The 26673-nt window shown below is 65.2% G+C and carries 26 protein-coding genes; 9 read left to right on the plus strand and 17 right to left on the minus strand.

Features of this window, described 5'->3' with window-relative positions; all coding sequences use genetic code 11:
• The gene (locus CAL19_RS10255; protein ID WP_094796702.1) at window positions 1–2259 is read right to left on the minus strand and encodes a UvrD-helicase domain-containing protein; all 2259 of its coding nucleotides are present in this window, start codon (window positions 2257–2259) and stop codon (window positions 1–3) included.
• Window positions 2256–3449 carry a DesA family fatty acid desaturase gene (locus CAL19_RS10260; RefSeq protein WP_094796703.1) on the minus strand — a complete coding sequence of 398 codons (1194 nt, stop codon included), beginning with the start codon at window positions 3447–3449 and terminating at the stop codon, window positions 2256–2258. Before CAL19_RS10260 ends, CAL19_RS10255 begins: the two co-directional genes overlap by 4 nt.
• Window positions 3450–3837: 388 nt before the next feature.
• Here CAL19_RS10260 and CAL19_RS19810 point away from each other — a divergent pair, with 388 nt between their 5' ends.
• A complete protein-coding gene (locus CAL19_RS19810) occupies window positions 3838–3996 on the plus strand; it encodes a hypothetical protein (RefSeq protein WP_155807786.1) in 159 nt (52 codons plus the stop codon).
• Window positions 3997–4004: 8 nt separating this feature from the next.
• Here CAL19_RS19810 and CAL19_RS10270 read toward each other — a convergent pair whose 3' ends face one another.
• Together CAL19_RS10270 and purN are read right to left on the minus strand one after the other, a co-directional pair.
• Entirely contained in the window at window positions 4005–5309 is a 1305-nt protein-coding gene (locus CAL19_RS10270; protein WP_094796766.1) for an RsmB/NOP family class I SAM-dependent RNA methyltransferase, read from the minus strand.
• Window positions 5310–5529: 220 nt separating this feature from the next.
• Entirely contained in the window at window positions 5530–6183 is a 654-nt protein-coding gene (gene purN, locus CAL19_RS10275) for a phosphoribosylglycinamide formyltransferase (protein ID WP_094796705.1), read from the minus strand.
• A 67-nt stretch (window positions 6184–6250) separates the two neighbouring features.
• Here purN and CAL19_RS10280 point away from each other — a divergent pair, with 67 nt between their 5' ends.
• The 4 genes from CAL19_RS10280 to coaBC are packed head-to-tail and all read left to right on the plus strand — an operon-like array spanning window position 6251 to window position 11843.
• Window positions 6251–7216, plus strand: coding sequence for a bifunctional riboflavin kinase/FAD synthetase (locus CAL19_RS10280; protein ID WP_094796765.1), 966 nt, complete (start codon window positions 6251–6253; stop codon window positions 7214–7216).
• Complete coding sequence (gene ileS / locus CAL19_RS10285) at window positions 7206–10067, plus strand: isoleucine--tRNA ligase (protein WP_094796706.1); 2862 nt, start codon at window positions 7206–7208, stop codon at window positions 10065–10067. The genes CAL19_RS10280 and ileS overlap by 11 nt, the downstream gene beginning before the upstream one ends.
• A gap of 3 nt (window positions 10068–10070) precedes the next feature.
• The gene (gene lspA, locus CAL19_RS10290; protein ID WP_051423900.1) at window positions 10071–10595 is read left to right on the plus strand and encodes a signal peptidase II; all 525 of its coding nucleotides are present in this window, start codon (window positions 10071–10073) and stop codon (window positions 10593–10595) included.
• 54 nt (window positions 10596–10649) lie between these two features.
• Window positions 10650–11843, plus strand: coding sequence for a bifunctional phosphopantothenoylcysteine decarboxylase/phosphopantothenate--cysteine ligase CoaBC (coaBC, locus tag CAL19_RS10295; protein WP_026641173.1), 1194 nt, complete (start codon window positions 10650–10652; stop codon window positions 11841–11843).
• An 18-nt stretch (window positions 11844–11861) separates the two neighbouring features.
• Here the strand turns inward: coaBC and CAL19_RS10300 are convergent, their stop codons facing one another.
• Window positions 11862–12833, minus strand: a complete 972-nt coding sequence (locus CAL19_RS10300) for a hypothetical protein (RefSeq protein WP_094796707.1) — start codon at window positions 12831–12833, stop codon at window positions 11862–11864.
• A gap of 173 nt (window positions 12834–13006) precedes the next feature.
• Between CAL19_RS10300 and CAL19_RS10305 the strand changes: the two genes are divergently transcribed.
• Window positions 13007–13465 (plus strand): Lrp/AsnC family transcriptional regulator, encoded by a 459-nt coding sequence (locus tag CAL19_RS10305; RefSeq protein ID WP_026641175.1) that lies wholly within the window; start codon window positions 13007–13009, stop codon window positions 13463–13465.
• A gap of 10 nt (window positions 13466–13475) precedes the next feature.
• Here the strand turns inward: CAL19_RS10305 and CAL19_RS10310 are convergent, their stop codons facing one another.
• On the minus strand, window positions 13476–14525 hold the full coding sequence (locus CAL19_RS10310) for a metal-dependent hydrolase (protein ID WP_094796708.1): 1050 nt from the start codon (window positions 14523–14525) through the stop codon (window positions 13476–13478).
• A 157-nt stretch (window positions 14526–14682) separates the two neighbouring features.
• On the opposite strand from CAL19_RS10310, the gene CAL19_RS10315 reads away from it, so the two are divergent.
• Window positions 14683–15183 carry a hypothetical protein gene (locus tag CAL19_RS10315; RefSeq protein ID WP_094796709.1) on the plus strand — a complete coding sequence of 167 codons (501 nt, stop codon included), beginning with the start codon at window positions 14683–14685 and terminating at the stop codon, window positions 15181–15183.
• A gap of 69 nt (window positions 15184–15252) precedes the next feature.
• A complete protein-coding gene (locus CAL19_RS10320) occupies window positions 15253–15927 on the plus strand; it encodes a dUTP diphosphatase (RefSeq protein ID WP_026641178.1) in 675 nt (224 codons plus the stop codon).
• Between the two features lie 56 nt (window positions 15928–15983).
• Here the strand turns inward: CAL19_RS10320 and ehuA are convergent, their stop codons facing one another.
• From ehuA to CAL19_RS10355, 7 genes are all read right to left on the minus strand, one after another.
• Window positions 15984–16754: an ectoine/hydroxyectoine ABC transporter ATP-binding protein EhuA gene (ehuA, locus tag CAL19_RS10325; RefSeq protein WP_026641179.1), complete on the minus strand. Its 771-nt coding sequence runs from the start codon at window positions 16752–16754 to the stop codon at window positions 15984–15986.
• A complete protein-coding gene (ehuD, locus tag CAL19_RS10330) occupies window positions 16751–17422 on the minus strand; it encodes an ectoine/hydroxyectoine ABC transporter permease subunit EhuD (protein WP_026641180.1) in 672 nt (223 codons plus the stop codon). Before ehuD ends, ehuA begins: the two co-directional genes overlap by 4 nt.
• Window positions 17419–18072, minus strand: coding sequence for an ectoine/hydroxyectoine ABC transporter permease subunit EhuC (ehuC, locus tag CAL19_RS10335; RefSeq protein WP_026641181.1), 654 nt, complete (start codon window positions 18070–18072; stop codon window positions 17419–17421). Before ehuC ends, ehuD begins: the two co-directional genes overlap by 4 nt.
• A gap of 3 nt (window positions 18073–18075) precedes the next feature.
• Complete coding sequence (ehuB, locus tag CAL19_RS10340; RefSeq protein WP_026641182.1) at window positions 18076–19002, minus strand: ectoine/hydroxyectoine ABC transporter substrate-binding protein EhuB; 927 nt, start codon at window positions 19000–19002, stop codon at window positions 18076–18078.
• A gap of 189 nt (window positions 19003–19191) precedes the next feature.
• The gene (locus CAL19_RS10345) at window positions 19192–20352 is read right to left on the minus strand and encodes an ABC transporter substrate-binding protein (RefSeq protein ID WP_026641183.1); all 1161 of its coding nucleotides are present in this window, start codon (window positions 20350–20352) and stop codon (window positions 19192–19194) included.
• 53 nt (window positions 20353–20405) lie between these two features.
• On the minus strand, window positions 20406–21368 hold the full coding sequence (locus tag CAL19_RS10350) for an ornithine cyclodeaminase family protein (RefSeq protein WP_026641184.1): 963 nt from the start codon (window positions 21366–21368) through the stop codon (window positions 20406–20408).
• A 128-nt stretch (window positions 21369–21496) separates the two neighbouring features.
• The gene (locus tag CAL19_RS10355) at window positions 21497–21682 is read right to left on the minus strand and encodes a hypothetical protein (protein ID WP_141214373.1); all 186 of its coding nucleotides are present in this window, start codon (window positions 21680–21682) and stop codon (window positions 21497–21499) included.
• Window positions 21683–22002: 320 nt separating this feature from the next.
• Between CAL19_RS10355 and CAL19_RS10360 the strand changes: the two genes are divergently transcribed.
• Window positions 22003–23034 carry an NADP-dependent oxidoreductase gene (locus CAL19_RS10360; RefSeq protein WP_094796711.1) on the plus strand — a complete coding sequence of 344 codons (1032 nt, stop codon included), beginning with the start codon at window positions 22003–22005 and terminating at the stop codon, window positions 23032–23034.
• Window positions 23035–23064: 30 nt separating this feature from the next.
• On the opposite strand, the gene ptsP is transcribed toward CAL19_RS10360, so the two are convergent.
• The 4 genes from ptsP to gshB all read right to left on the minus strand — a co-directional run bounded on the left by ptsP (window position 23065) and on the right by gshB (window position 26561).
• Window positions 23065–24774 (minus strand): phosphoenolpyruvate--protein phosphotransferase, encoded by a 1710-nt coding sequence (gene ptsP, locus CAL19_RS10365; RefSeq protein WP_038852681.1) that lies wholly within the window; start codon window positions 24772–24774, stop codon window positions 23065–23067.
• Window positions 24775–24817: 43 nt separating this feature from the next.
• Window positions 24818–25087: an HPr family phosphocarrier protein gene (locus CAL19_RS10370; protein ID WP_026641187.1), complete on the minus strand. Its 270-nt coding sequence runs from the start codon at window positions 25085–25087 to the stop codon at window positions 24818–24820.
• A gap of 106 nt (window positions 25088–25193) precedes the next feature.
• Window positions 25194–25595 (minus strand): PTS sugar transporter subunit IIA, encoded by a 402-nt coding sequence (locus CAL19_RS10375; protein ID WP_026641188.1) that lies wholly within the window; start codon window positions 25593–25595, stop codon window positions 25194–25196.
• Between the two features lie 9 nt (window positions 25596–25604).
• Window positions 25605–26561, minus strand: a complete 957-nt coding sequence (gene gshB, locus CAL19_RS10380) for a glutathione synthase (protein WP_026641189.1) — start codon at window positions 26559–26561, stop codon at window positions 25605–25607.
• Window positions 26562–26673 lie beyond the last annotated feature (112 nt).

Here is a 26673-nt window from a genome sequence, read left to right on the forward strand (position 1 = left end):
CTACCCCTGGATGATGTCCAGTTTGGCGATGCCCAGCGCCAAAGTCTTGGCGCCCACGTCGCGAAACTGGATCTGAGCCTGGGCGTCCTGGCCCGCGCCGCTCAAGCCGATGATGGTGCCGTCGCCAAAGCGCGCATGCCGCACCCCCTGCCCGATACGATACTGCCTGTCGCCGACGGTGACCCCGCTGGTGACTCCCCTGGGCTGGCGAGGCGAGATCGTGCCGGTAGACCGGCGGCCGAAAGCGTCGCCGCGGCTCGCCCAGCCTGAATCGCCAAAGCCGCTCTGCGCGGGTATCGACCCCATGCGGGGCGTCAGCCATTTCAAGTGCTGCTCGGGGATTTCGTCCAGAAAGCGCGAGCGCATTGCATAGCGTGTCTGGCCGTGCAACATGCGGCTCTGGGCCAGGCTGAGATACAGGCGCTGGCGGGCACGGGTGATCGCCACGTACATCAGGCGCCGCTCTTCCTCAAGGCCGGCGGGCTCGAGAATGCTGTTTTCGTGCGGAAACAGGCCCTCTTCGAGGCCGGTGATGAACACCGCGTCGAATTCCAGCCCCTTGGCTGCATGGACGGTCATGAGCTGGACAGCGTCCTGACCGGCCTGTGCCTGGTTGTCGCCGGCCTCGAGCGCCGCGTGGGTCAGGAAGGCCGCCAGGGGCGTCAGGCCATCTGAAGGCACATCCGGCCCCAGGTCGGGCACACGCCCCGCCGGCAGCCCCTCGTAGTTCTCTTCCGAGGCGAATACGGCCGCCGCGGTGACCAGTTCGTTAAGGTTTTCAAGGCGCTCGGCACCCTCGCGCTCGGTCTTGTAGTGAGCGATCAGCCCGCTCGCCTCGAGCATGTGGCCGACCAGCTCGGGCAGCGGAAGGTCTTGTGTTTCGTGCGCCAGGCGTCCGATCAACTGGGCGAATTGCGCCAGGTTGGCGCCGCCTTTGCCCGGCACTCGGGCCACGGCCCCGAACAGGCTGGAATCTTGCGCGCGCGCCGCATCGGCCAGCAATTCGAGCGTGCGCGCTCCGATGCCGCGCGTAGGAAAATTGACGACCCGCATCCAAGACGTGTCGTCATGGGGGTTGGCCATCAGACGCAGGTAGGCCAGTGCGTGCTTGATTTCCTGACGCTCGAAAAAGCGCAACCCGCCATACACCTTGTACGGGATGCCGGCAGAGAACAGCGCGTGCTCCAGCACGCGCGATTGCGCGTTACTGCGGTACAGCACGGCGATTTCGCGTCGCAGGCTGCCTTCGTTGATAAGTGACCGCACTTCGTCGACGACCCACTGCGCCTCGAGGCCGTCTGTGGGCTGCTCGACCACGCGCACCGGCTCGCCTTCTCCCTGTTCCGTCCAGAGGTTCTTGCCCAGGCGGCCACTGTTATGGCCGATGAGCGCATTGGCGGAATCCAGGATATGCCCGTACGAGCGATAGTTCTGCTCCAGGCGGATGACGGTGCCGCGCGCGTAGTCGCGCTCGAAGTCGGCCATGTTGCCGACATTGGCGCCACGGAATGCGTAGATGGATTGGTCGTCGTCGCCCACGGCAAAGATGGCGGCGCCGCCGCCGGCCAGCAGCTTCAGCCACTGGTATTGCAGCGTATTGGTGTCCTGGAACTCGTCGACCAGGATGTGGCGAAAGCGCCGCTGATAGTGTTCGCGCACGGGGGCATTGCGGCTGAGCAATTCGTACGCGCGCAACAGCAGCTCGGCGAAATCCACCACGCCCTCGCGCTGGCACTGGGCTTCGTACAGTTGATAGATTTCGACCAGCCTGCGCTGGTGGCTGTCGTAGGCCTGCACATCCGCCGGGCGCTGGCCGTCTTCTTTGGCGCCGTTGATGAAGCGCTGCACGTCCCGCGGCGGATATTTGTCGTCGTCCAGGCCATTGGCCTTGAGCAGGCGCTTGATTGCAGCCAGTTGATCTGCCGTGTCGAGGATCTGGAACGTTTGCGGCAGTCCGGCGTCGCGGTGGTGCGCACGCAGCAGGCGGTTGCACAGGCCGTGGAATGTACCGATCCAGAGGCCGCGCGTGTCGATCGGCAAAATGGCCGACATGCGAGCAACCATCTCGCGCGCAGCCTTGTTGGTGAACGTGACCGCCAGCAGCCCAAAAGGACTGGCCTGGCCGGTTTGAATCAGCCAGGCCATGCGGGTGGTGAGCACCCGGGTCTTGCCGCTGCCCGCCCCGGCCAGGACCAGGGCATGCTGCGGTTCGAGCGTTACGGCGGCACGTTGTTCAGGATTGAGCTTCTCTAGCATCATGCCGCGTAGCGGCTCAGGCGATGCGCGAATTGCTCGAGCCCGGCGATGCCGCTTTGCTGGGCGCGTTGGCACCAGGCCTGCAGGTCGTGCAGCAGTTGTTCGCTGCTGGCACTGGAACTTTCCCACAGGCGGCCGAGTTCGCGGCGCATCTGCACCAGCGTTGCCAGGGCCGTGTTCTGTGCGATGGCCTGGTCGACCTCGGCACGCTGCTCGGGTTGCAGCACTTCTTCGTTGCGATGCAGCCAGCGGCGCACGCGTTGCAGGCGCGAGACGGATTCATCCTGGGCCGACTGGCGCTTGGCAAGCTCTTCGCGCACAGCGGTCTTGACGATGTCGGCATAGCGCGCCATGACTTCGTAGCGGTGCGTGATGACGCCTTGCAGCGTGCGCAGGTCGATGGCCTTGGCGCTGGATTCGAGCTTGAGCTTGGGCGCAACCTTCTTGACCTTGGCCAGGCCGAAGAATTTGAGCACGCTGATATAGCACCAGCCGATGTCGAATTCGTACCACTTGGCCGAGAACTTGGCCGAAGTGCCGTGCGCATGGTGGTTGTTGTGCAGCTCTTCGCCGCCGATCACGATGCCCCACGGAAACACGTTGGTGCTGGTATCGGGGCTGTTGTAGTTGCGGTAGCCCCAATAATGGCCGATGCCGTTGACCACGCCAGCCGCCCAGAAGGGGATCCAGGCCATCTGCACGGCCCACACCGTCAGGCCGACGGCGCCGAACAGCGCGACGTCGATGCCCAGCATGATCAGCACGCCCATCAGGCTGTGCTTGGAATACAGGTTGCGCTCGAGCCAGTCGTCGGGCGTGCCGTGGCCGAACTTGGCCATGGTTTCTTTATTATTGGATTCCAGGCGGTACAGCTCGGCGCCACGAAACAGCACCTTCCAGACGCCGAACAGCATGGGCGAATGCGGGTCGCCTTCTTTCTCGCATTTGGCGTGGTGCTTGCGATGGATGGCAACCCATTCCTTCGTGACCATGCCGGTGGTCAGCCAGAGCCAGAACCGGAAGAAGTGCATGACTGCCGGATGCAGATCAAGGCCGCGGTGCGCCTGGCTGCGGTGCAGGAAGATCGTGACCGACACGATGGTGACATGGGTCAGGGCCAACGTGTACAGGACGATCTGCCACCACGTGGCTTGGGCTAAGCCCCCGGAAAGAAAGGAAAGGAATTGATCCATAAAGCTTTTTGCGACCCTCGCAGAAAAGAATGCCAGGGAGTTTAGCCTACCTGGTTGGCTTAGGACAGCCGGTTTTCAAAATAGTTTTCAATGACAAATCAAGGACTAAGCCTTGCACTCTTCGATAATACTGCTGCACACTGTCCGCGCCATGCGACCCCTTTTCTTGTTATGTCTGTGCGTTACAGCGACGCAAGCGGCGGACCTGAACACTGCGGTTACGCAGGGCCAGGAACTGCCCTTGGGCACGTATTACGAGATCGACCGGGGAAGCTGCCAGGCACTGGCCGCCCCCCGGGTGCGACTGGGGGAAAAACCGCGCCTGGGGCGCGCGACCGTTGTAAAACTCCAACGGCAAGTCGTACAGACGGGAGGCCGCTGCGGGACCATGGCGGTACCTGCCGTGCAGATCCGCTACCAGGCGCTGCAACCGGGCAGCGACACGATGGCATGGGAAGTCACGTACCAGGCGCGCGGCGCCGCCCCCAGAGAGATCGACGCCGCCATACGTGTCATGCCGCGCCCCGCGCCCGCCCGACCCAGGTAGCGGGCCCGCTACGCAGACGTGGCGGGATCCGTCGTTTCGGCGGCAGCGGCATCCGACACCACGGCCGCGCCGGCATCCTGCCCGGCACCCACTTTCTTGCGTTCGAAAACCGCGGCAAAGAAGCCGTCGGTGCCATGCAGGTCGGGGCGCAGCCGCACGTACGGACCGGAGATAGCCAGATCGGGGCACCGCGCCTGCAGCAGCGCCGCGCCATCGATCAGCTCGAACCCGGGATGGGCGGCCAGGAACTGCGCAGCCTGGGCTTCATTTTCTTCGGGCAGCAGGCTGCAGGTGGCGTATACCAACCGCCCGCCAGGAGCTACGCAACGCGCCGCGCTGGCCAGGATGCGAGCCTGCAACGTACATAGTTCGGCCAGCGCCTCGGGGTGTTGTCGCCATTTCAGGTCGGGGTTGCGCCGCAGCGTGCCGATGCCGCTGCACGGCGCGTCGACCAGCACACGTTGCGCCTTGCCCGCCAGGCGCTTGACGCGCGCATCGTTTTCGCTGTCGATGGCCACCGGGACCACGTTGGACAGGCCGCTGCGGGCGAACCGCGGCTTGGCGCGGGCCAGGCGCGCCGCCGACACATCGAACGCATACAAGCGGCCGGTAGAGCGCATCAGCGCCCCCAGCAGCAGGGTTTTGCCGCCCGCGCCCGCGCAGAAATCGATGATCATCTCGCCGCGGCGCGGGCCAACCAGAAGCGCCAGAAGCTGGCTGCCCTCGTCCTGGACTTCGATACTGCCATTTTCGAACTGCGGCCAGCGGTTGACCGCCGGACGGCCGGCCAGGCGAATGCCCCAGGGGGAATGCGGCGTGGGACGGGGATCGTAACGGCCCGCAGGGCTGTCGATCAGCGCAGCCAGCGCGGCGTCGCGTTCGGCTTTCAAGGGGTTCACGCGCAGATCCAGGGGCGCGGGCACATTGAGCGCGGCCATCAGGCCTTCGGCATCGTCCAGCTGGCCCAGCCGTTCGTCCAGCCAGTCGGGCATGCTGGCGCGTACGGCACGCGGCAGCGTCGCCGGATCGATGCGGCCGACGCGCTGCAGCCATTGATCTTCTTCGGCCCCCAGCCCGTCCCGCAGTGCGCCTGTGCCCAACGTGGCCGCCAGGCCCAGAATGGCCAGCCGCCGGGATGCCGCCCCGCTGCCGCTTTCAGCCAGCTGCCGATATTTGCGCAGGTTGCGCAGCACATTGAAGACCGCTTCGGCGACTTCGGCGCGGTCGCGTCCGCCCAGGGCGGGATGCGCGCGGAACCAGTGCGACAGCACCGCGTCGGCGGGATAGCGCCATTGCAGGAGTTCGCCCAGCACACGCTGCACCTGATCGATACGGATGGCGGCCAGCGGGGTGCGCGGATGGATGGCAGCGGGGTTTGCCCCCCGGCCGGCCGGCGCGCGGCGCTGTCCGCCTCGCGCGGGGCGCGAAGTGGCGGGCTGCCGGGAAACAGAATTCTTGGTCATGGTGATTCCAGTGGGGCCCGAACGAAACATGCGGGCCGGTCATAACACTGAAGGATAAGGCATCGGGCGGTCAGCCCATCCCGCTTCCTGTGAACAAGCGAGGCGGCTCGCCCTCGACTTCCACCCGCTGGTCGGCCGTCAGGCGCACCCGCCCCTCGGCGAGCCAGCGCACCGCCGCCGGATACACACGGTGTTCAACCTCGAGTACGCGCTGTGCAAGGGCATCGGGCGTATCGCCGGCCAGCACCGGCACGCAACCCTGGGCGATGATGGGCCCGTGATCCAGTACCGGCGTGACAAAGTGGACGGTACACCCGTGCAGGCGCACGCCCGTTGCCAGCGCCTGGGCGTGGGTATGCAAGCCCGGGAACATGGGCAACAGCGAAGGATGGATATTTACCAGCCGCCCGGCGTAGTGGTTGACGAACGCCGGCGTCAGCACCCGCATGAAACCGGCGAGCACAACATAATCGGGCCGGTACCGGTCGATTTCCGCGGCGAGCGCGGTGTCGAAGGCTTCGCGCGAGGGAAAATCCTTGTGGTGCAGTGCACCGGTGGCAATACCCTGCTCGCGGGCCCATTCCAGCCCCTGTGCGTCGGGCCGGCTGGCGATGACCGCGCAGACCTCGGCCGGCCATGCCTGGTCACGGCAGGCCTGCACCAGGGCTTGCATATTGCTGCCCCGTCCGGATATCAGGATGACCAGCCGGCGCCGGGACGTCATGGGTGAAGATTCAGGCAAGATAAAAGATTCCGAAGGCACGCCAACCCAAAATTGTAAACTCTCGGTCGTGAAAACCTCGCTGCACTTCTACCGATCCGCGCCGCCCGCCTCGCGGCGCGCGCCATGCGCCCTGACCATCGGCAATTTCGATGGCGTCCATCGCGGCCACCAGGCCATCCTGGCGCGCGTCAGGCAGGTGGCCCTCGAGCGCGGCCTGGTGCCAGGCGTCATGACGTTCGAGCCGCATCCCCGCGAGTATTTCGCCCGGCTGAACCAGCGCCCCGAACTCGCTCCCACCCGCATTTCCGGGCTGCGCGACAAGCTCGAAGCGCTGGCATGCCACGGCATGCAGCAGGTGCTGATCGAACGCTTCGACGCCCGGCTGGCCGATATGTCGGCCAACGCATTCATTGAAGACCTGCTGGTAAACCGGCTGTGCACGCGGTGGCTCCTGGTGGGCGAAGATTTCCGCTTCGGCCGCAAGCGCAGCGGCGACATCGACCTGTTGCGCGAGGCCGGCATGGTGCATGGCTTCGAGGTGCAGACGCTGGCTGACGTGACAGACGACCATGGCCATCGCGTGTCCAGCTCGGAGGTACGCACCGCGCTGGCGGTGGGCGACATCGCCCGCGCCCAGGACCTGCTGGGCCGGCCGTTCCAGATCAGCGGCCATGTCGTCCACGGCCAGAAACTGGGCCGCACCCTGGGCTTTCCCACCCTGAACCTGCGCGTGGCCGCCCGTTGCGCCGCACGGTCGGGCATCTATGTCGTGCGCGTGCACGGGCTGGGCGACCAGGCCCGGCCGGCAGTCGCCAGCCTGGGCGTGCGCCCCACGGTCGAAGATGGCGGGCGGGTGCTGCTCGAGGCACACCTGCTCGATGGCGGGGCCGACGCATACGGTAAACTCGTGCGAGTCGAGTTCCTGCACAAACTGCGGGACGAAGAAAAATTTCCTGATCTCCCTTCCCTGACTGCCGCCATCGCCGAAGACGCGCGAAATGCGCGCGCCTATTTTGCCGTTCATGGACTATAAAAAAACCCTCAACCTGCCCGACACCCCTTTTCCCATGCGGGGGGATCTCGCCAAGCGCGAACCCGCCTGGGTTGCCCAGTGGGAAGAAAACCACGTCTACCAGGCCATCCGAGCGGCCAGCCGCGGGCGCCCTCGCTTTGTTCTGCATGACGGGCCGCCCTATGCGAACGGCGATATCCACATCGGCCACGCGGTCAACAAGATCCTGAAGGACATCATCGTCAAGAGCCGCAACATGGCGGGCTACGATGCGCACTACGTGCCCGGTTGGGACTGCCACGGCATGCCGATCGAGATCCAGATCGAAAAAAAATACGGCAAGCATCTGCCCGTGACCGAGGTGCAGGCCAAGGCGCGCGCCTATGCGCTTGAGCAGATCGACCGGCAGCGCAAGGACTTCAAGCGGCTCGGCGTATTGGGCGAATGGGACCGCCCGTACCTGACCATGAACCACGCCAACGAGGCCAATGAAATCCGCGCGCTGGGCAACATCCTGCAAAAGGGGTACCTGTTCCGCGGGCTGAAGCCGGTGAACTGGTGTTTTGATTGCGGCTCGGCGCTGGCAGAGGCAGAGGTCGAATACGCGGACCGCGTCGACCCTGCCATCGACGTGGCCTTTCCGTTCGCCGACAAACCGGCGCTGGCCCAGGCGTTCGGCCTGCCTTCGGTAGACGATGGCGCGGTAGTGATCTGGACGACCACCCCCTGGACCATCCCCGCCAACCAGGCCTTGAACGTGCATCCGGAAATCGACTACGCGCTGGTCCGCGTCACGCCGGTTCCCGCGCATGGCCCGCTTTTGCTGCTGGCGCGCGAACGTGTCGAGCCCTGCCTGCAGGCCTGGGGCCTGCAGGGCGAAGTGATCGCCACGGCTACCGGGGCGGCGCTGGCGGGCCTGCGCTTTCATCATCCGCTGGCCCAGGCCGACGCCGGCTATGACCGCAGCTCGCCTGTTTACGTGGGGGACTATGTCACGCTGGATACCGGCACCGGCGTCGTGCATTCCGCGCCCGCCTACGGTATCGAGGACTTCGTATCCTGCAAGGCGCATGGCCTGGCCGACGACGACATCCTCAATCCCGTGCTGGGCGATGGCAAATATGCGGAAAGCTTGCCGTTGTTCGGCGGGCTGTCGATCTGGGACGCCAATCCTCGCATCGTCGACGCCCTGAAGGCGGCCGGCTCGCTCATGCATGTACAGAAGCTGCCCCACAGCTATATGCACTGCTGGCGCCACAAGACGCCGGTGATCTTCCGCGCCACCAGCCAGTGGTTTGCCGGCATGGACGTCAAGCCCGCCGACGGCGGCCCCACGCTGCGTGAGACGGCCCTGGCCGGCATCGAGGCCACGGCGTTCTACCCCGCCTGGGGACGCGCGCGGCTGCACGCCATGATCGCAAACCGCCCCGACTGGACGCTGTCGCGGCAACGCCAGTGGGGCGTGCCGATGGCCTTCTTCGTGCACAAGGAAACGGGCGCGCTGCACCCCCGCACGCCCGAACTGCTCGAACAGGTGGCCCAGCGCGTCGAAAAGCACGGCATCGAAGCCTGGCAGGCGCTGGACCCCCGCGAATTGCTGGGCGACGAGGCCGATCAATACGAAAAGAACCGCGACACGCTCGATGTGTGGTTCGATTCCGGAACTACCCACGCCACCGTGCTGGGCGGCAAAGACCAGGTACTGGGCGGCTCGCACGGCGCCGAACTGGCGTGGCCGGCCGACCTTTACCTGGAAGGCTCGGACCAGCACCGCGGCTGGTTCCATTCGTCGTTGCTGACCGGCTGCATGCTGTATGGGCAGCCCCCCTACAAAGGCTTGCTGACGCACGGGTTCGTCGTCGATGGCCAGGGCCGCAAAATGAGCAAGTCGGTGGGCAATGTGATTGCCCCGCAAAAGGTTTCCGACTCGCTGGGCGCCGAGATCCTGCGCCTGTGGGTGGCATCCACCGACTATTCCGGCGAGCTCTCCATTTCCGACGAGATCCTCAAGCGGGTGGTCGAAGGCTATCGGCGCATCCGCAACACGCTGCGCTTCCTGCTGGCCAACCTGGCCGACTTCGACGCCGTGGGCCAGGCGGTGCCTTATGGCGAGCTGCTGGAAATCGACCGGTACGCGCTTGCAATGACGGCGCAGATGCAGGCCGAAGTCGTGGCGCATTGCGAACGCTACGACTTCCACCCTGCGGTGGCGCGCCTGCAGACTTTCTGTTCGGAAGACCTGGGCGCGTTCTACCTGGATATCCTCAAAGACCGGCTGTACACCACGGCCGCCGACAGCCGCGCACGGCGCTCGGCACAGACAGCCCTGGCCGAGATCACGCAGGCGCTGCTCAAGCTGATGGCGCCTATCCTGTCGTTCACCGCCGAAGAAGCCTGGAAGGTGCTGGCCGACTCTGCCTTGCGCAACCAGGCAGATGCGGGGCGTGTCACCATTTTCACCGAGGTTTATCACACCTTGCCGCCGGACGCCGACAGCGACGCCTTGCTGCAGAAGTGGGCGCGCCTGCGCACGATCCGTGCCGAGGTCCAGCGCAAGCTCGAAGAAGTGCGTACCGCCGGCGGCATCGGTTCGTCGCTGCAGGCCGAAGTCGACATGTATGCCCATGGCGCCGATCTTGAATTGCTGCAAAGTCTGGGCGACGACCTGCGTTTCGTCCTGATTGTCTCGCGCGCAACCGTACATGCGGGCGAGGGCGAGCTGCGCATCGAAATCGCGCCCTCGGCGCACCAGAAATGCGAGCGCTGCTGGCATTGGCGCCTGGATGTGGGCAGCCATGCCGACCATCCGGAGATCTGCGGCCGTTGTGTCAGCAACCTGTTCGGCGCGGGCGAACCGCGCGAGAAGGCCTGACGCATGGCTGCCACTGCAGCCGGCAAAGCCCCCGCCCCGTCCAGCCGTACGCCCCGTATCGGGCATTGGCTGGCGCTGGCGGCGGCGATAATCATCCTGGACCAGGTCACCAAGCTGTATTTCGACGCGGCCTTCGAATACGGCGAGCGCCTGAATGTACTGCCGGTGTTCGACTTCACGTTGATGTACAACCGCGGGGCGGCCTTCAGTTTCCTGGCATCCGAAGGCGGCTGGCAACGCTGGTTCTTCACGACGCTGGGGATCGTGGCCGCGGTCATCATCGTCTGGATGCTTCGGCGCCACCGTGAACAGCCGCGTTTCTGCCTGGCGCTGACGCTGATTCTGGGCGGCGCGCTGGGCAACGTGATCGACCGCCTGGCCTACGGGCACGTCATCGATTTCCTGCTTTTCTACTGGAAAGACTGGTACTACCCGGCGTTCAACGTGGCGGACATCAGCATCACGTGCGGCGCCGTACTGCTGGTGCTGGACGAACTGTTGCGCACGCGCCGCTCCCGCAACGCTTAAAATCACTTCATTCCTTTCACGCCCTGACTGACGGCGCTCGCTCGCCGGCCCTCCATGCTTGATCTTGCCCGCAAACGCATCGTCCTCGGCCTGACTGGCGGCATCGCCTGCTACAAGATCGCCGAGCTGGTCAGGCGCCTGACGGAACAGGGGGCCGTGGTCGATGTCGTCATGACAGAAGCCGCCACCCATTTCATTACGCCGGTCACCATGCAGGCCCTGTCCGGACGGCCGGTCTATGTCGACGCCTGGGATGCGCGCATCGGCAACAACATGGCGCATATCGAACTGACCCGCGGCGCCGACGCTGTGCTCGTGGCGCCGGCCAGCGCCGACTTCATGGCCAAGCTGGTGTACGGCATGGCCGACGACCTGCTCTCTACGCTGTGCCTGGCGCGCGCCTGCCCGCTGCTGGTGGCTCCCGCCATGAACCGCGAGATGTGGGCCAACCCCGCGACTCAACGCAATGTGGCGCAACTGCGGGCCGACGGCATCACCGTGCTGGGGCCGGCGTCCGGCGAGCAGGCCTGTGGCGAAACCGGCGACGGCCGCATGCTTGAAGCGCACGAACTGCTGGTCGACCTGATTGCCTTTTTCCAACCCAAGGTGCTGGCCGGCCGTCACCTGTTGTTGACCGCCGGGCCCACTTCCGAACCCGTGGACCCCGTGCGTGTGCTGAGCAACCGCTCGTCGGGCAAGACCGGTTACGCATTGGCGCGGGCCGCGCGCGAAGCCGGCGCGCGGGTCACGCTGGTAACCGGCGCGACCGCCCTGCCCATCCCGCGTGGCGTTACCGCGCTGTCGGTGACCACCGCGCGCCAGATGCACGACGCCGTCATGGCCAACGCGCACGACGCCGACGTATTTATCGCGGTAGCAGCCGTGGCCGACTGGCGCGTGAAAAACGTCAGCGATCAGAAACTGAAGAAAACCACCGAAGGCGGCGGCGCGCCCGTGCTCGAATTCGAGCCCAACCCGGATATCCTGGCCGAAGTCGCCAAGCTGCCCAATGGGCCATGGTGCGTAGGCTTTGCGGCCGAAACCGAAAAACTGGCAGAACATGCCGAGGCCAAGCGCCTGCGCAAGGGCATCCCCCTGTTGGTGGGCAACCTGGCCCACAAGGTCATGGACGCAGACACCACCGAACTGGTGCTGTTCGACGCCAACGGCCCCCACCCGTTGCCGGCGGGCTCCAAGCTCGAGGCCGCGCGCAGGCTCATCGCGGAAATCGCGGCGCGCCTGCCCTGAGCGCGCCTGCTTGCGCATTCAGCCTGCGGCCGGGCTGAGCCGGGCATCGGCGGGCCCGTCTCCCTTGATCACCCGCGCCAGCAGCGCCACGATGGCAAGGGTCAGGGCCACGCGCCCCACCAGGATGATCCAGATATCCGCGCCCAGCGTCAGCAGCAGCGCGGTATCTTCGATAAGCGAGTGCGACAGCGAAATCCAGGCCAGCGCCAGAAAGCGCGTGCGCGCCGACAGTTCGTTCTTGTCAGCCTCTTCAATGATGAGCGCGCCGCCGTAGCTCAAGCCCAGGAGGACGCCCACGGTGGTCACCGGAGCAACCTGGGCGTTCAGGCCCGACAGGCGCAACAACGGCATCAACAGGGCCGTAATGGCACGGGTCAGCCCGGTCCGGTCGAAGATGTCGAGCAGTACTAACAGCGCGACAATCACTCCGTATGTAATCAGCAACGACACGGCGGTGCTCTGCAGCCAGGCCATCAGGCCGCTGCCGGCGGGTTCCCCCTCCAGGGCCGAACCCTGCAGCCAACCCAGGGAAACCGGGTCTTGCAACCAGCCGCCCCAACTGCAGGCCCACCCCACGATGGCCGCATACAGGACGGCCGCCCCCACGCGTAGCGCGCCCGTTGCCCAGAAGCTCGCGCCGGCGCGGCGCACGATGGCCTGCTCCACCGGCAGACCGTGCGCAAACAGCACCATGGCGCACAAGGCGCTCAACTGGGCAGCGGTGAAATCCAGTGTCGGCGCCAGGCTGATCATGGCGGCAATGGCGCCATACACCCCCACGCACATGCCCGCCACCCAGATCATGCCGGCCTCGGGCGGCAGATTCAGCAGCCCCATGGCGGGCGCGATGACACGACCCAGAGCGTCGACCCAACCCAGCCACTGCATGACCTGGACCAGCGCCATGACCGGCAGCATCACCTTTACCAGGACCAGGAACAAGCGCCGGCTGCGGCGCCACAGGTTGACGAGATACGGCACGGGGAACATCCAGTATGCAATGAGAGTCGGGGCACCAGCATAAGGCAGCCGCCGCGAAATTAGGACGCATTTTATTGTGTATCGCGCACGATTATTGTGCTAAGTTGCCTTGAAACTGCACGAATCGCCCAATGCACGCGCGCACCGGCGGGCGTGCGACCCCGCTAGCCTGAAAACCCAATATGACCCTGGACAACCTGGACGTGCGCATCCTGGCGCAACTGCAGCGTGATGCCGACCTTTCCAACGCCGCGCTCGCAGCGCGCGTGGGCCTGTCGCCCTCGGCCTGCCTGCGGCGCGTTGCCCGGCTAAAAAAGCAAGGCATCATTCGGCGCATCGTGGCCGTGGTGGACCCCGCCCGGGTCGCTCATGGATTGACCGCCATTGTCACCGTGGAATTCGCGCGGCATGGCACGGTTCACCGGCAGGACTTTCTTGCGCGCGTGCGTATCGAACCGACCGTCACGCAATGCTATATGGTCACCGGCGACGTCAGTTGCGTATTGATCGCCCATATGCGCGACATGGACGATTACCTGGCGTTGGCCGACCGGCTGTTCGAACGAGACGACAACGTCCAGGCGTTCTATACGCACATCGTGATGCAGACCATCAAGCACGAGCCCGGCATACTGATGTAGTGCGCGGCGTTTACGGCAGCGCCCGCGCGGCGTAGGCGGCCCATTCGGCCAGCGGCAACGGCGTGCTGCTGTCGAAGATGCGCGCCAGCAGCAACTGCATCTGCGGCCATCCGCCGCGCCCGCTCGGCCACCGGCGCGGCACCACGGGATGCCAGCGCCCATCGGCGCCGCGCTCGGCCATCACGAATCGAAAGGTGTAATAGCCGGCCACACCCATGCGCAGGTCGGTCACCACCAGGACGTCGCCGATCACGTCGTAGCGCAGCCAATCGTCCGTGAACCAGCGCAGGCGATCGTGCAATGCCACCCCGTCCAGAATGGGCCGCTGCGCCAGGTGCAGCGGCAGCGCCAGCATTTCGGGGGGATGTCTGTCGAGCCAGCCGCTTACGGCTTCGTAGTACTGACCGTGGCCGTCTTTGGCCAGCACGCGCCACAACAAAATATTGAACGGCATGGGGGTTGCCAGCACGGCAGTCGGGCGCACGCCTTGCTGCAACAGCGCCTGCCTGACCCGCTCTTCTGCGTGCCAGCGCCCTGCCAGGGCCGCGCCCAGGTACACCGTGCCCAGCATCAACACTATTGCCAGGGCGCGGCGCGTCCCGCCCGTGCAGCCGAAAATCGCAGCGGCCAATACCGCCAGGGCCAACGGCACCGTATAGACCGGGTCGATGATGAACATCGCCGACCAGCTTTCCGGCACGCTGGGCCACGGCCAGAAGAGCTGCGTGCCATACACCGTGAACGCGTCCAGGACGGGGTGTGTGACCAGCACCAGGAACAGCGTCAGGAACAGGCGCCCGGCGCTGTAGGGCGCATGCGGCCATTTCTTGCGTATCAGCCATGCCAGCACGGCAGCCAGGCCGCCCAGCACGAAGACGGAATGCGAAAAGCCGCGATGGTAGGTCATGAGCGACACCGGATCGGGGTAGCTCACCAGGACATCCAGGTCGGGCAAGGTGGCAAGCAGGCCGCCGTACAGCAAGGCCTTGCGACCCTGGTACCGGCCCATCAGGCTGCCCTGGATGCCGGCTCCCAGCACCGCTTGTGTCAGAGAATCCATAGTCGTCGGGATAGGTGGCGCGGTTGTTGATGGACTGGCCGGCGATCCCGGCGGGCGCGGCCACGATGGCAGGCGTTAAGATACCGCATCGGCCACGTCGGTTTGTTGCAACGTCGTGGCGCCTCATGCGATATACCACTGACTCGGAACGGAACCCATGGCCATCGATGGCGAACCTGAAGACGGCGATTACGTACGCTACATCGACTCCCTGAATCGCCAGGCCGGCTCGCCCGGACAGGTGCTGCAGAAGCCGGCGCGAGCAAGCGACAGGGGCGGCTGGGGCCGCCGCGGCGCCACCACGTCTCACGGCACCCCGTCCGCACCGGCGCCCGCCGCCGCCCTGCCTGGCGTGGCCCCGGGCGATGCCGGCAGGCCGCCCCCCACCCTTGCCGCCCGCACCGGGCAGCGACGAGTGGCGCTTGCCCTGACCATCGCCGGCGCCTTTGCCCTCTGGCACGCGGTGCGGCTGCTCATGCTGGCGCTCGAGTACGACCCGATGGAGTTCGACGACCTGGTTCCCGCAGTGTTCCTGGGAATCTGCGCGTTCATGCTGCTCAAGGGCGGCAGCCGCCTGCGTTCGGCACAACGCCGCCGGCCATTGCCTGCCTTGCCGCCGCTGAGCACCCTGCCGCCGCGCGACCAGGGGCGGGCCTGACCGGGCCGCGGCCTGGTGCTAACATTCCGGGCCCAAGGCGGCCATGCCAACTGACATTGCGGAGCATTCGTGAGCGACACCCCAGCCGGACTGACCGAAGCCCAAGCGGCAACCATGCTGAAACTGCAGGACCGCCTCAACAGCCTGATCAATCCACAATGGATAGACGGCGGCGCCCGATTCCTGCGTGCCGCCTTCGTGGAATCGGCAGAAGCGCTGGAACACTATGGCTGGAAATGGTGGAAGAAGCAAAGCACCGACCTGCCGCAAGTGCAGATGGAACTCATCGACATCCTGCACTTTTACCTGTCTCACACACTGGTGTCGGCCAAGGGCTGCGCAACCGATGCGGCGTTGCTGCTGGTGGCCGACCTGGCCGCCCCCGACACCATTGTGCTCGACGGCAACCCGCACAGGCTCGAAGCACTCGATGTGCCGCAATTGCTCGAGCTGATCGGCGGCCTGGCAGTATGCGGACGCGCCAGCTACAAAACGCTGGAATGCACTATGGCGCGCTGCGGCCTCACCTGGGACGAAGCCTTCAATCAGTACGTCTCCAAGAACGTACTGAATATCTTCCGCCAGGAAAACGGTTACCAGGCCGGCACCTATATCAAGATGTGGCACGGCGAAGAAGACAATGTGGTACTGGCGCGCCTGATGTCCGCCCTGGACCCCACGCGCGCCGATTTTGCCGAAGCCCTGCACGGCGGCTTGTCGCAAGCCTACGCGAAAGTGCGCTGACGGCCCTTTGGGCAGGCGCCCGGGGCTTCCCGCCGCAGGCGCCCGGGCGGCCCCGCTCAGGCCGCCTCGATCACCGTCTGCAGGAACTGGCGCGTGCGCTCTTCGCGCGGGTTCGAGAACAACACGCTGGACTCCGCATCTTCGACCACGTTGCCCTGGTCGAAGAACAGAGTGCGGTCGGAACTGCGTTCGGCAAAACCCATCTGGTGCGTGACGATGATCATCGTCATCGTGCGCTGGGCCGCCAGATCGCGCAGGATCTGCAGGATGCCGCCCACCAGCTCCGGGTCCAGCGCCGAGGTCACCTCGTCGAACAGCATGACTTCCGGACGCATCGCCAGCGCCCGCGCAATGCCCACGCGTTGTTTCTGGCCGCCCGAGAGCTGGGCGGGATAGGCGTCCAGCTTGTCGCCCAGGCCTACCAGTTCCAGGTATTCGCGCGCGCGCTGCGCTGCCTCGTCCCGCGACAGGCCCTCTACGTAGATGGGCGCTTCCATCACGTTGCCCATCGCCGTTTTGTGCGGAAACAGGTTGAAGTGCTGGAACACCATGCCGATCTTGCCGCGCACGCGCCGCACATGGGCCGAATTGGGCCCCGCCTGCCGCCCCTGGGCGTCCACCCACATCGACTGCCCGTCGATCAGGATCTCGCCGCTGGTGGGGCGGTCCAGCGTCATCAACAGGCGCAGCAACGTCGACTTTCCAGAGCCCGACGGACCGATGACCGATACCGTCTGGCCCGCCGGAATTTCCAGGTTGATGCCGCGCAGCACCTCCAGCTCGCCATAGCGTTTACACAGATTTTTCAGGCTGATGCTCGCGCTCATCGAGAACCTCCAAATTTTTTCAACCACGCCTCCAGGCGGCGCACGCCCCAGGCGGCGCCCAGGCTTAGCACCAGGAACAGTGCCCCGACCAGGGTCAGCGGCTCGGTATAGCGGAATGTGGCCGATCCGATGATCTTGCTCTGCTGCAGCAGCTCTACCACCGTAATGGCCGACAGCAGCGGCGTGTCTTTGAACATGGCCACCAGGTAATTGCCCAGCGCCGGCACCACAGGCGGAATAGCCTGGGGCAGGACGACGCCCACCGCCGTACGCCAGGGCGACATGTTCAATGCCGTAGCCGCCTCGAGCTGCCCACGAGGCACTGATTCCAAACCGGCGCGGTAGACCTCGGCGCAGTACGCGGCATAGTGCACGCCCAAGGCCAGAATGCCGGTGGCCAGCGGCGACATCCGAAACCCGCTCTGCGGCAGTACATAGAACAGGAAATACATCTGTACCAGCAGCGGCGTGCTGCGCACGAACTCGATCAACAGCGCCGTCGGCGCCGAGATCACGCGCAAGCGCGACCGGCGCAGCAAGGCCAGCACCAGTCCCAGCACGATGGCCAGCAACATCCCCAGCGCCGTGGCCTGCACGGTGATCACCAACGCCGAGCCCAATGCGGGCAGTATTTCCCAGGCAAAAGTCCAATCAAAAATGGGCTTCATCGGACGCGGAACCTCCGCTCGAGCAGGCGTATGCCGGCAGTAATCACCAACGCCACGGCAAAATACAGCAGCAGCAGGAGCAGGAAGACTTCAGTCGTGCGCAGGGTCTCAGCCCTGAGCATCTGCCCTCGGAATGTCAGGTCGGTAATGGTGATCAGCGACACCAGCGCGGTGTTCTTCAACAGCTCGATCAGCAGATTGCCGGCGGGCGGCAACATGGCCGGAAAGGCCTGCGGCAGCACAATGCGCCGCATGCTCTGCGCCGACGTCATGTTCAGCGCCACCGCCGCTTCACGTTGCCCCGGCGCCACCGCCTGGATGGCGCCACGCACCACCTCGGCGCCGTACGCGCCTGCATTGGCGGCCAGCACCACAATGCCCACTGTGACCGCCGGCAGCTTCATGCCGAACAAGGGCAGCACGTAGTAGAACCAGAACAATTGCACCAGCGCCGATGTGCCGCGGAATACTTCAACGTAGGTCGTGGCCGGCCAGCGGATCCAGCGATGCGGCGACAGGCGTGCAAGGCCCGCCAGCAGCGCGATCGGAACGGCCAGCGCAGCCGCTCCGATCGTGATGCGCAGCGTCATCGCCAGCCCATCGAGCAAGGGGGGCAGCAGCCCCGCCATGCCTTCTAGCGTAATAGCCATGCGTTACTGGCCGTTGGCCGCACACAGCTTTTCAGCCGTCACGTCGCCGGGCAGTTCGTTCTTGCCAAACCCGAAGGGCTCCACCAGCTTCGCATGCTCTTCGGAACCGATGAACTTGGCCAGCTCGGCGTTGAACGCGTCGACGAATTCCTGGTCAGCCGGGCGGAAAACGAATGCGCCATAGCCGCGCACGCTTTCGCCGTCGATCACCGGATCGGTAAACGGTTCGGCCTTTTCCAGGTCGCCGGTGGCCGACTTCTTCATCAGGTCGTTGATGGTCAGCGCGGTGGCGCCATAGGCATCGGCCCGGCCGGCCTGCACGCCGGACAACGCGCTCACGACATCGGGAAACACCACTACCCGGTCGGTCGGAATGTCCAGCTTGCGCGCATACTCGCTCTGGATCGCACCCACGACCACGCCCAGGCGCACGTCGTCCTGCTTGGCGATGTCTTCGTAGCTGTGCAGATTCTTGGGGTTGCCTTTCTGCACCAGGAACGCTTCGCCCACCCCGTAGGTGGGGTTGGAAAAAGTCGCCTGCTGGCAACGTTCGGGCGTGATGTACATGCCCGCCGCAATAATGTCGAAGCGATTGGCCTGCAGGCCGGGGATCAGCGAGCCGAACTCTGTCAGCACGCCTTCTACTTCGTTGATGCCCATGCGCTTGAGCACCACGCGCGCGATCTCGACGGCCTCGCCCGTCAGGCGGTTTTCGGCGCTGTCCATATAGGCATAAGGCGCCTCGTTGGCGTACCCGATACGGACCTTGCCCGCCTCTTTGGCGGCCTGCAGCGTGCTTTGGGTCGCCGGCGGCGGCTCATTGGACGCAGCCTTGGCGGGTTCTTCGTCTGCCGAATCCGAGCATGCCGCCAACAACCCCAGACTGACTGCCAATACGGCCCATTTCATTTTGTCCAGAATAAGTGACATGCGCAGCTCCCATTGAAGATAGTTATATACAAAACCAATTCACGCGAAATAGTACGTCAATCAATCATTTCAACACAAACCATATGGCGACAAAAAAGCAGGCGCGCGGCCTGCTTGAAGGGCAAAGTTTTCACGATTCGCCCGTTGCAGCACGCCTGAAGCGGCGTCTGCCCCGGCGAATCAGGGTCGTTACCGAGCGTAGGAAAACTTTCCGTCTCGTATCACACCCATGACCCGGGCGCGCTCGTCAAAGCCCTGATGATCGGTTTTGGAGATGTTGAGCACCCCGTTGGGCACGACCAGATCCTGCGTACTTTCGAGCGCATCGCGCAGCGCGGCGCGAAATTCCGGCGTACCCGGCTTGGCGCCCGTCTTGAGCGCGCGCCCTACCGCCGAATCGAGCAGTATCCAGGCGCCATACGCGTCGCCGGCGAACTGGGTAAGGGTATTGGCCCCATACTGGGCCTCGTACTTGTCCGCGAATTCCACGGCCACTTTCTTGACCGGATTGTCATCGGGCAGTTCGCGCGCCACGACGCCCGGCCCCGTGGGGAACAGCGTGCCTTCGACATCCTTGCCGCCTACCTGCAGGAATTCGAGCGTGCCGATGCCGTGCGTCTGGTAAATGGGCCCTTTGTAGCCACGTTGCACCAGGGTCTTTTGAGGCAAGGCCGCAGGCGTGCCAGACCCGGCGATCAATATCGCCTCCGGCTGCGCCGCCATGGCCTTGAGCACCTGTCCCATCACGGATGCATCATTGCGTTGGAACCGCTCTTGCGCCACCAGCTTGATGTCGCTGCCGGCCGCCTTGGTGAATTCGCTGAGCCAGCTGTCGCCGTAAGAGTCCGCGAAACCGATGAAGGCCACGCTCTTGATTCCCTTGCGACGCATGTCATCCACCAGCGCCGTGGCCATCAGGGAATCGTTCTGCGGCATCTTGAACGCCCAGCGCCGCTTGGGGTCGCTCGGCGGCTCGACGATGACGGCCGACGCGGCCAGGGCCACCATGGGAGTGCCCGTCTCGGCAAGTACGTCCAGGGCGGCCAGTGCCGATGCGGTGATGTTGGGTCCGACGATCGCATCCACCTTGTCTTCGGAGGTGAGCTTGCGGATGTTCTTGACGGCGCGGCTGACATCGGTGCCGTCGTCCAGCACGATGTAGCGCGCCGGCTGGCCTGCCAGCGTCTGCGGCCACAGGCGCAGGGCATTGTTGGTCTGGATGCCGATGGCGGCGGCTGGCCCCGTGGTCGAGACGTCGATCCCGATCACGACTTCGGCGCGGGCCGACCAGGACAGCATCGGCAGGATAGTGGCGGCGGCGGCAGCCAACCGTAGTAACGAAGAGGACATGGCGGGTATCCGGCAGAAATGTTGAAAAAATCCGTCAGCAGGCGTGCAAGGCGCTATTTTGCCCCAGGCTCTGCGTTTGCGCGCCCTTGATGCGCTTCGTACACCATGGCGGCCAGCGTCAGGTCTTCCAGCGCGCTGCCCACCGCCTTGAACACGGTGATCTGGCGGTCATCGGCGCGGCCGGGAGCCTGCCCCGCAACCAGCTCGGTCAGCGTGCCGCGTATGGCGGCCGGCGTGAGCACGCCCGCGTCAAACGCCGCCAGCAGGTCGCCTGCCTTGGTCGGCGCCTCGTCGGTGTCTACATAGACTTCCGCCCCCGCGAAACACTGTGGATCCGTTTCCTTCATTTCGGGCTTGAAGCTGCCGATCAGGTCCAGGTGCGTGCCCGGGCGCAGCCACGCGCCACGCACCAGCGGCTCGGTCGACAGCGTCGAGCAACTGACAATGTCGGCCTGGCGCACCCCGTCTTCCAGTGATTCGATAGCGGCGGCGTCAAAACCCTGTTGCACCAGCGACTCGGCCAGCTTGCGTGCCCCTGCCGGGCGTATGTTCCAAACCAGCACCCGCTCGATGGGCCGTACGGCGCGCATCGCCTGCGCCACCAGCCCGGCAATGCGTCCCGACCCGACGATCAGCAATACCTTGGCATCCTGCCGCGCCAGGTACGAGGCGCCCAGTGCCGCCGCACCCGCCGTGCGATACACCGTCACGATATCGCCATCGACCTGTGCCAGGGGCACTCCGGTACGGGCGCTATAAAGCGTGTAGGTGGCATGCAGGCCGGGCAGGCCCTGCCGGGTGTTTTCGGGAAAGATATTGATGACCTTTACGCCGAAATAACCCTGCTCGTTCCACGCCGGCATGATCAGCGACGTGCCCTGCGAACCGCCCGACTCAATGGCGTGGACGTGGCGCGGCGGCACGCTGGCGCCCGCCTGGAAGGCGGTGCGCAGGGCCGAGATCACGGCGGGAAATTCCAATACGCTGCGGGTCTTTTCGGTGTCGATAACTTGCATGCAATCCTCCTGTAGGATCGCCATTATCGCTTGGGCCGGGCCCTGCGGGCAGGCCACGCCCGCGGGCGGCCGCCCAAAACAAAATGCCAGTCGGGCGACTGGCATTTGCCTGACGGGCAGCGCCCGTATCAGCGGTGCGGATCGTGATAGGCGGAAATGGTGGGATGCATCTGCCTGGCTTGATCCATGCCGTGCAGCACTTCGCCCACCGCTTCCAGAAAGCCGGTTACACGGTCCTGCATGCGGCGCCAGAAGCCTGGCATCCCGCCTGCCGGTTGGCCCGGCGTCGTGGCCCTGCGAGTGGAATCTGCCATGACCTGCTCCTTGAGAGAATGAAAGGGCACCACCTGGACCATCTTAGTCCTGCTTTTGCTGCTTCACAACATTTTTTGATGCATCATAATTTTTGTTGTGTTTAAAGCACAAACTGGCTGCCATCAGCACCCACATGGCCTACGCGCTTTTTCATTCCACAATTTTATTGCGCACTGCACAATTCATCCATAAGCCGGCAAGACCCTGCCGGCAGCATGCCGAACTCCCTCCACCAGGCCAGACGCCCCTAGTATTTCGAAGCCGGCCCACAAAGCCGCCAACACAGTGTGTCTGCCCGAAAACGCCTCAGGGACCCGATATGCCGCAAAATGCATCCATCAACCGCCGCTTTGTCCTGGCCGCGCACCCCCGCGGCCTGCCCCAGACCACCGACTTCAGGCTGGAACACACCGAAGTTCCCGCGCCGCATCATGGGCAGGTGCTGCTGCGCACCCTTGCCCTGTCGCTGGATCCATATATGCGCAATTTGATGGACGAAGTGGGTCCGGCCTACGCGGCAGCCGTGCCATTGGGCGAACCCATGGTGGGCGGCACTGTCAGCCGCGTGGTGGAGTCGCGCCATGCACAATTCCGGCCGGGCGACCTGGTGCTGGCCAACGCAGGCTGGCAGGACTACGCCCTGTCCGATGGAACGGATCTGCTGCCGCTTGCGGGCATGCCGCAACCCAGCTATGCGCTGGGCGCGCTGGGCATGCCCGCCTTCACGGCCTACGTGGGCCTGTTGGATATCGGCCAGCCACGGCCCGCAGAGACTGTGGTGGTGGCGGCCGCCACCGGCGCGGTGGGCGCCATGGTGGGCCAGATCGCCAAGCTCCAGGGCGCTCGCGTGGTGGGCATTGCGGGGGGCCGCGAAAAGTGCGGCTATGCAGTGCAGGAATTGGGCTACGACGCCTGCCTCGACCGCCACGACCCACGGCTGCCGGCTATGCTGGCCGCCGCCTGCCCCCAGGGCATTGATGTGTACTTCGAAAATGTGGGAGGAACCGTCTTCGATGCGGTGCTGCCATTGTTGAATATCGGGGCCCGTGTACCGATCTGCGGCGTGATCGCGCACTACAACGACGACGGGCCGCCCACAGGGCCCGACCGTCTGCCGGCCATGATGGCCGCCGCGCTGCAGAAGCGCATCCGCCTGCAGGGCTTCATCATCCTGGACCACTATGCCGATCGCTACGAGGCTTTCCGGCGCGACATGAGCGCGTGGATCGACGCTGGCCGCATCAAGGTGCGCGAACACCGCGTCAGCGGATTGGAGCAGGCGCCCGCCGCCTTCATCGACCTGCTTCAGGGACGCAACTTCGGCAAGGTGATCGTAGAGATCGCGCCATAAACCAGCGATCGGTCGGGCCGCGATCGGTCGTCAGGGCTGACCGAGCAGGTCCAGGTCGACCGGCAGGGCCCGGTTCAGGGCGGCCGCCACCTTGACCCGCAACTCGTTGCTGTGCGCGCGGCGGATTTCGCGCTTTACATCGAGCAGCTGCTGCGGGTGCATCGAAAACTCGGTAAGCCCCAGGCCCAGCAGCAGGCGCGTGAGGCGGGCATCGCCCGCCATCTCGCCGCACACGGCAACGGGCTTGCCCAGGCGGGCGCCGGCGTTGATGGTATTGGCCACCAGCCGCAACACCGCGGGATGCAGCGGATCGTAAAGGCTGGCCACGTCGTGGTCGCCACGATCGATGGCCAGCGTGTATTGAATCAGGTCGTTCGTGCCGATCGACAGGAAGTCCAGCGCCTGCGCGAACGGTTCAATGGCGATGGCCACCGCCGGCACCTCGACCATGGCGCCGACTTCCAGGCGTTCTGCATACGGCTGCCCGCGCGCGTCCAGCTCGCGCCGCGCGGCGTCGATCGCCGCCAGCGCGGCGGCGACTTCGTGCATGTGCGTCACCATTGGCAGCAACAGCCGCACGTTGCCGTGCGCCGAAGCCCGCAGGATGGCCCGCAACTGCGTGGCGAACATCTCGGGCCGGGCCAGGCAATAACGGATGGCGCGCTGCCCGAGCGCCGGGTTGGTGGCCACCGTGGCCTCGTCGTCAAGCGTCTTGTCGGCGCCGATGTCCAGCGTACGTATGGTGACGGGGCGCCCTCCCATGACGCGCGCCACCGCAGCGTAGGCCTGGTATTGCTCTTCTTCGTCGGGCAGCGACGGCCGGCCCATGAACAGGAACTCGCTGCGGAACAACCCGATGCCATGCGCCCCTGCCTGCACCGCGGCGGCCGCTTCATCGGGCAGTTCGATGTTGGCGTTGAGCACGATGGCGATGCCATCCAGGGTAACGGCGGGTTCGTCGCGCAACAGGGCGAGCTCGGCGCGCTCGGCGGCATAGGCAACCTGCCGGTCGCGGTATTCCTGCAACATGGGCGGCGCAGGATTGAGCAGCACTACGCCGGCGTCGCCGTCGATGACCACCGTGTCGCCATCGCGCGCCAGGTCGCGCACATTGCCCAGCCCCACCACGGCCGGCACGCCCATGCTGCGCGCAACGATAGCGGTATGCGAAGTCGGCCCGCCCAGGTCGGTAACGAACGCGGCAAAGCGGCCGCCCCGCAACCGCAGCATATCCGACGGAGATATATCGTGGGCCACCACCACCAGGGGGTCGTTGCCATCGAGGTCGGCGCCATCGGGCAGCATGGCGCTGCTTCCGGACAGCACCTGCAACACGCGCTCGATAACCTGGCGGACATCCGCGCCGCGCTCGCGCAGGTACTCGTCTTCCATGGCGTCGAACTGCTCGCCCAGAATCTGCCCCTGCGTGGCGAGCGCCCATTCTGCGTTGTAGAGCCGCTGCGCGATGAGGTCGCAGGTTTGCTCGGCCAATAACGGGTCGGCCATCAGCAATCGGTGCACGTTCAGCATCGCGCCCAGCTCGCGCGGCGCATCGGCCGGCAGCGTATCGACAATTTGCGCCAGGTCATCCTGCGCCCGGGAAAGCGCCTGTGTCAGACGCGCGCATTCTGCCTCGACGTCTTCGGGTGCGATACGGTAATGGGCCACTTCGAGCGATGCTGCGCCCATCACCACAGCGCGGCCGATCGCATATCCGCGCGCCACGCCCTTGCCATGCAACGCCACCACGGCGCAATGCGCCGTGGCAGGATGAGAAGGCGTGCTATTCGTGCTCACCGAATTTGCTGTCGAACAGGTTCTGGATTTCGGATAGCGCCCGGTCGGCATCGGCGCCCGACGCTTCGAGCCTGACGGTGACACCCTTGCCGGCAGCCAGCATCATGACTCCCATGATGCTTTTTGCGTTGACGCGCTTGGCGCCCCGGGAAATAAAAATTTCGCTGCCAAACTGGCTGGCAAGCTGGGTGAGCTTGGCTGCTGCGCGCGCATGCAGGCCCAGCTTGTTTGAAATGACGATGTCTGAAGTTGGCATAGAAATCAGATAAACAGAGCCTGGCGCTGGCGGCCGGCCCGGGGAAACGATGTGTCGCCGCCGCGCCTGCGCCGTGCATCGACATGATAGGGCAAAATCCGGCTGCTCAATCTACGCGCAGACACCCCTGCACCCCACCCGCGAGCGCTTTTTCGCGCGTTTCCGCAAGGCTGGCCTCGCGTGAGGTCAGCGCCCGCAGCAGCATCGACGTGTTCAGCCCCGCCACCACACAGCACTGCGTACCGAGGGCTTGCGCCTCTTCGACGGCACGCTTGGCGATATTGGCGGGCGTGGCGCCGATAAGGTCGGTCAGCACCAGCACGCCGCCGCCGGTATCGGCCGCACGAATGTCCTGCAGCACCGCGGGCACGCGATCGTCCGGCATGTCGTCGGGCTGGATGTCGTGCACCGCCATCTGGCTGCCCACGGCGGCGCCCAGCACGTGTTCGGCGAACTCGCGCATGGCCACTCCCAGTGGCGCATGCACCACGATAACAAGGCCGGTCATGGAGTGCCTTTACGTCGCAGCGCGTTCCAGGGCCTGGGCGAAAGCACCGGCCACATCGAAACCTGTCTGCTCGGCAATTTCGACGAAACAGGTCGGGCTGGTGACATTGACTTCGGTGACGTAGTCGCCGATGACATCCAGGCCCACCACCAATAGCCCGCGCGCCGCCAGCCGCGGCGCCACCACGGCCGCGATCTCGCGATCGCGCTCGGTGAGCGGCTGCGCCACGCCTCGACCGCCGGCAGCCAGGTTGCCGCGCGTTTCGCCGGCCAGCGGAATGCGCGCCAGCGAATACGGCACGGCCTCGCCGCCTATCAGCAAAATACGCTTGTCGCCCTGGACGATTTCCGGAATATAGCGCTGCGCCATGATAGTGCGGGCGCCGTTGTCGGTAAGCGTCTCGAGGATGGCGTTCAGGTTCGGCTCGGTGGCCTGCAGGCGAAAAATGCCGGACCCGCCCATGCCATCCAGCGGCTTGACAATGACATCGCGATGAAGCGCATGAAACGCCTTGATGCGGCCCATATCTCGCGTGACCAGCGTGGGCGCGGCCAGGTCGGCGAATTCGGTGATGGCGAGCTTTTCGGGATGATTGCGGATCGCGGCTGCGTCGTTGAACACCTTGGCGCCCTGCGCCTGGGCGTATTCGAGCATATGCGTGGAGTAGACATACTCCATGTCGAAGGGGGGATCCTTGCGCATGATGATCGCGCCGAACTCCGAAAGCGGCACGTCCCGGGCGGCGGCGGTTTCACGCCACCATGCATGGCCGTGCAGATCGGCGCCCTGCACCAGCTCGATGGGCGTGCTGCGGGCCTGCACCACCCCCGCGTCGATGAACAGGTCTTCCTGAAGGGCGAAGCTAAGTGTATGGCCGCGCGCCACCAGCGCGCGCATCATGGCAACCGAAGAGTCCTTGTATGCCTTCAGAAGCGGCAGCGGATCGATGATGAAGAGTACATGCATGGTAGGAACGTCCAGGCCTCACGCCGTGCCACGCCCGGCGTGTCAAAACGCCATCGTAACGTAATTGTCACCCCCGCGCCGTCCGCCTGCGCGCATGGCCGGAGACAGGATC

The organism is Bordetella genomosp. 7 (assembly GCF_002261265.1).
In the GTDB taxonomy this organism is placed as follows: Bacteria; Pseudomonadota; Gammaproteobacteria; order Burkholderiales; family Burkholderiaceae_B; genus Bordetella_A.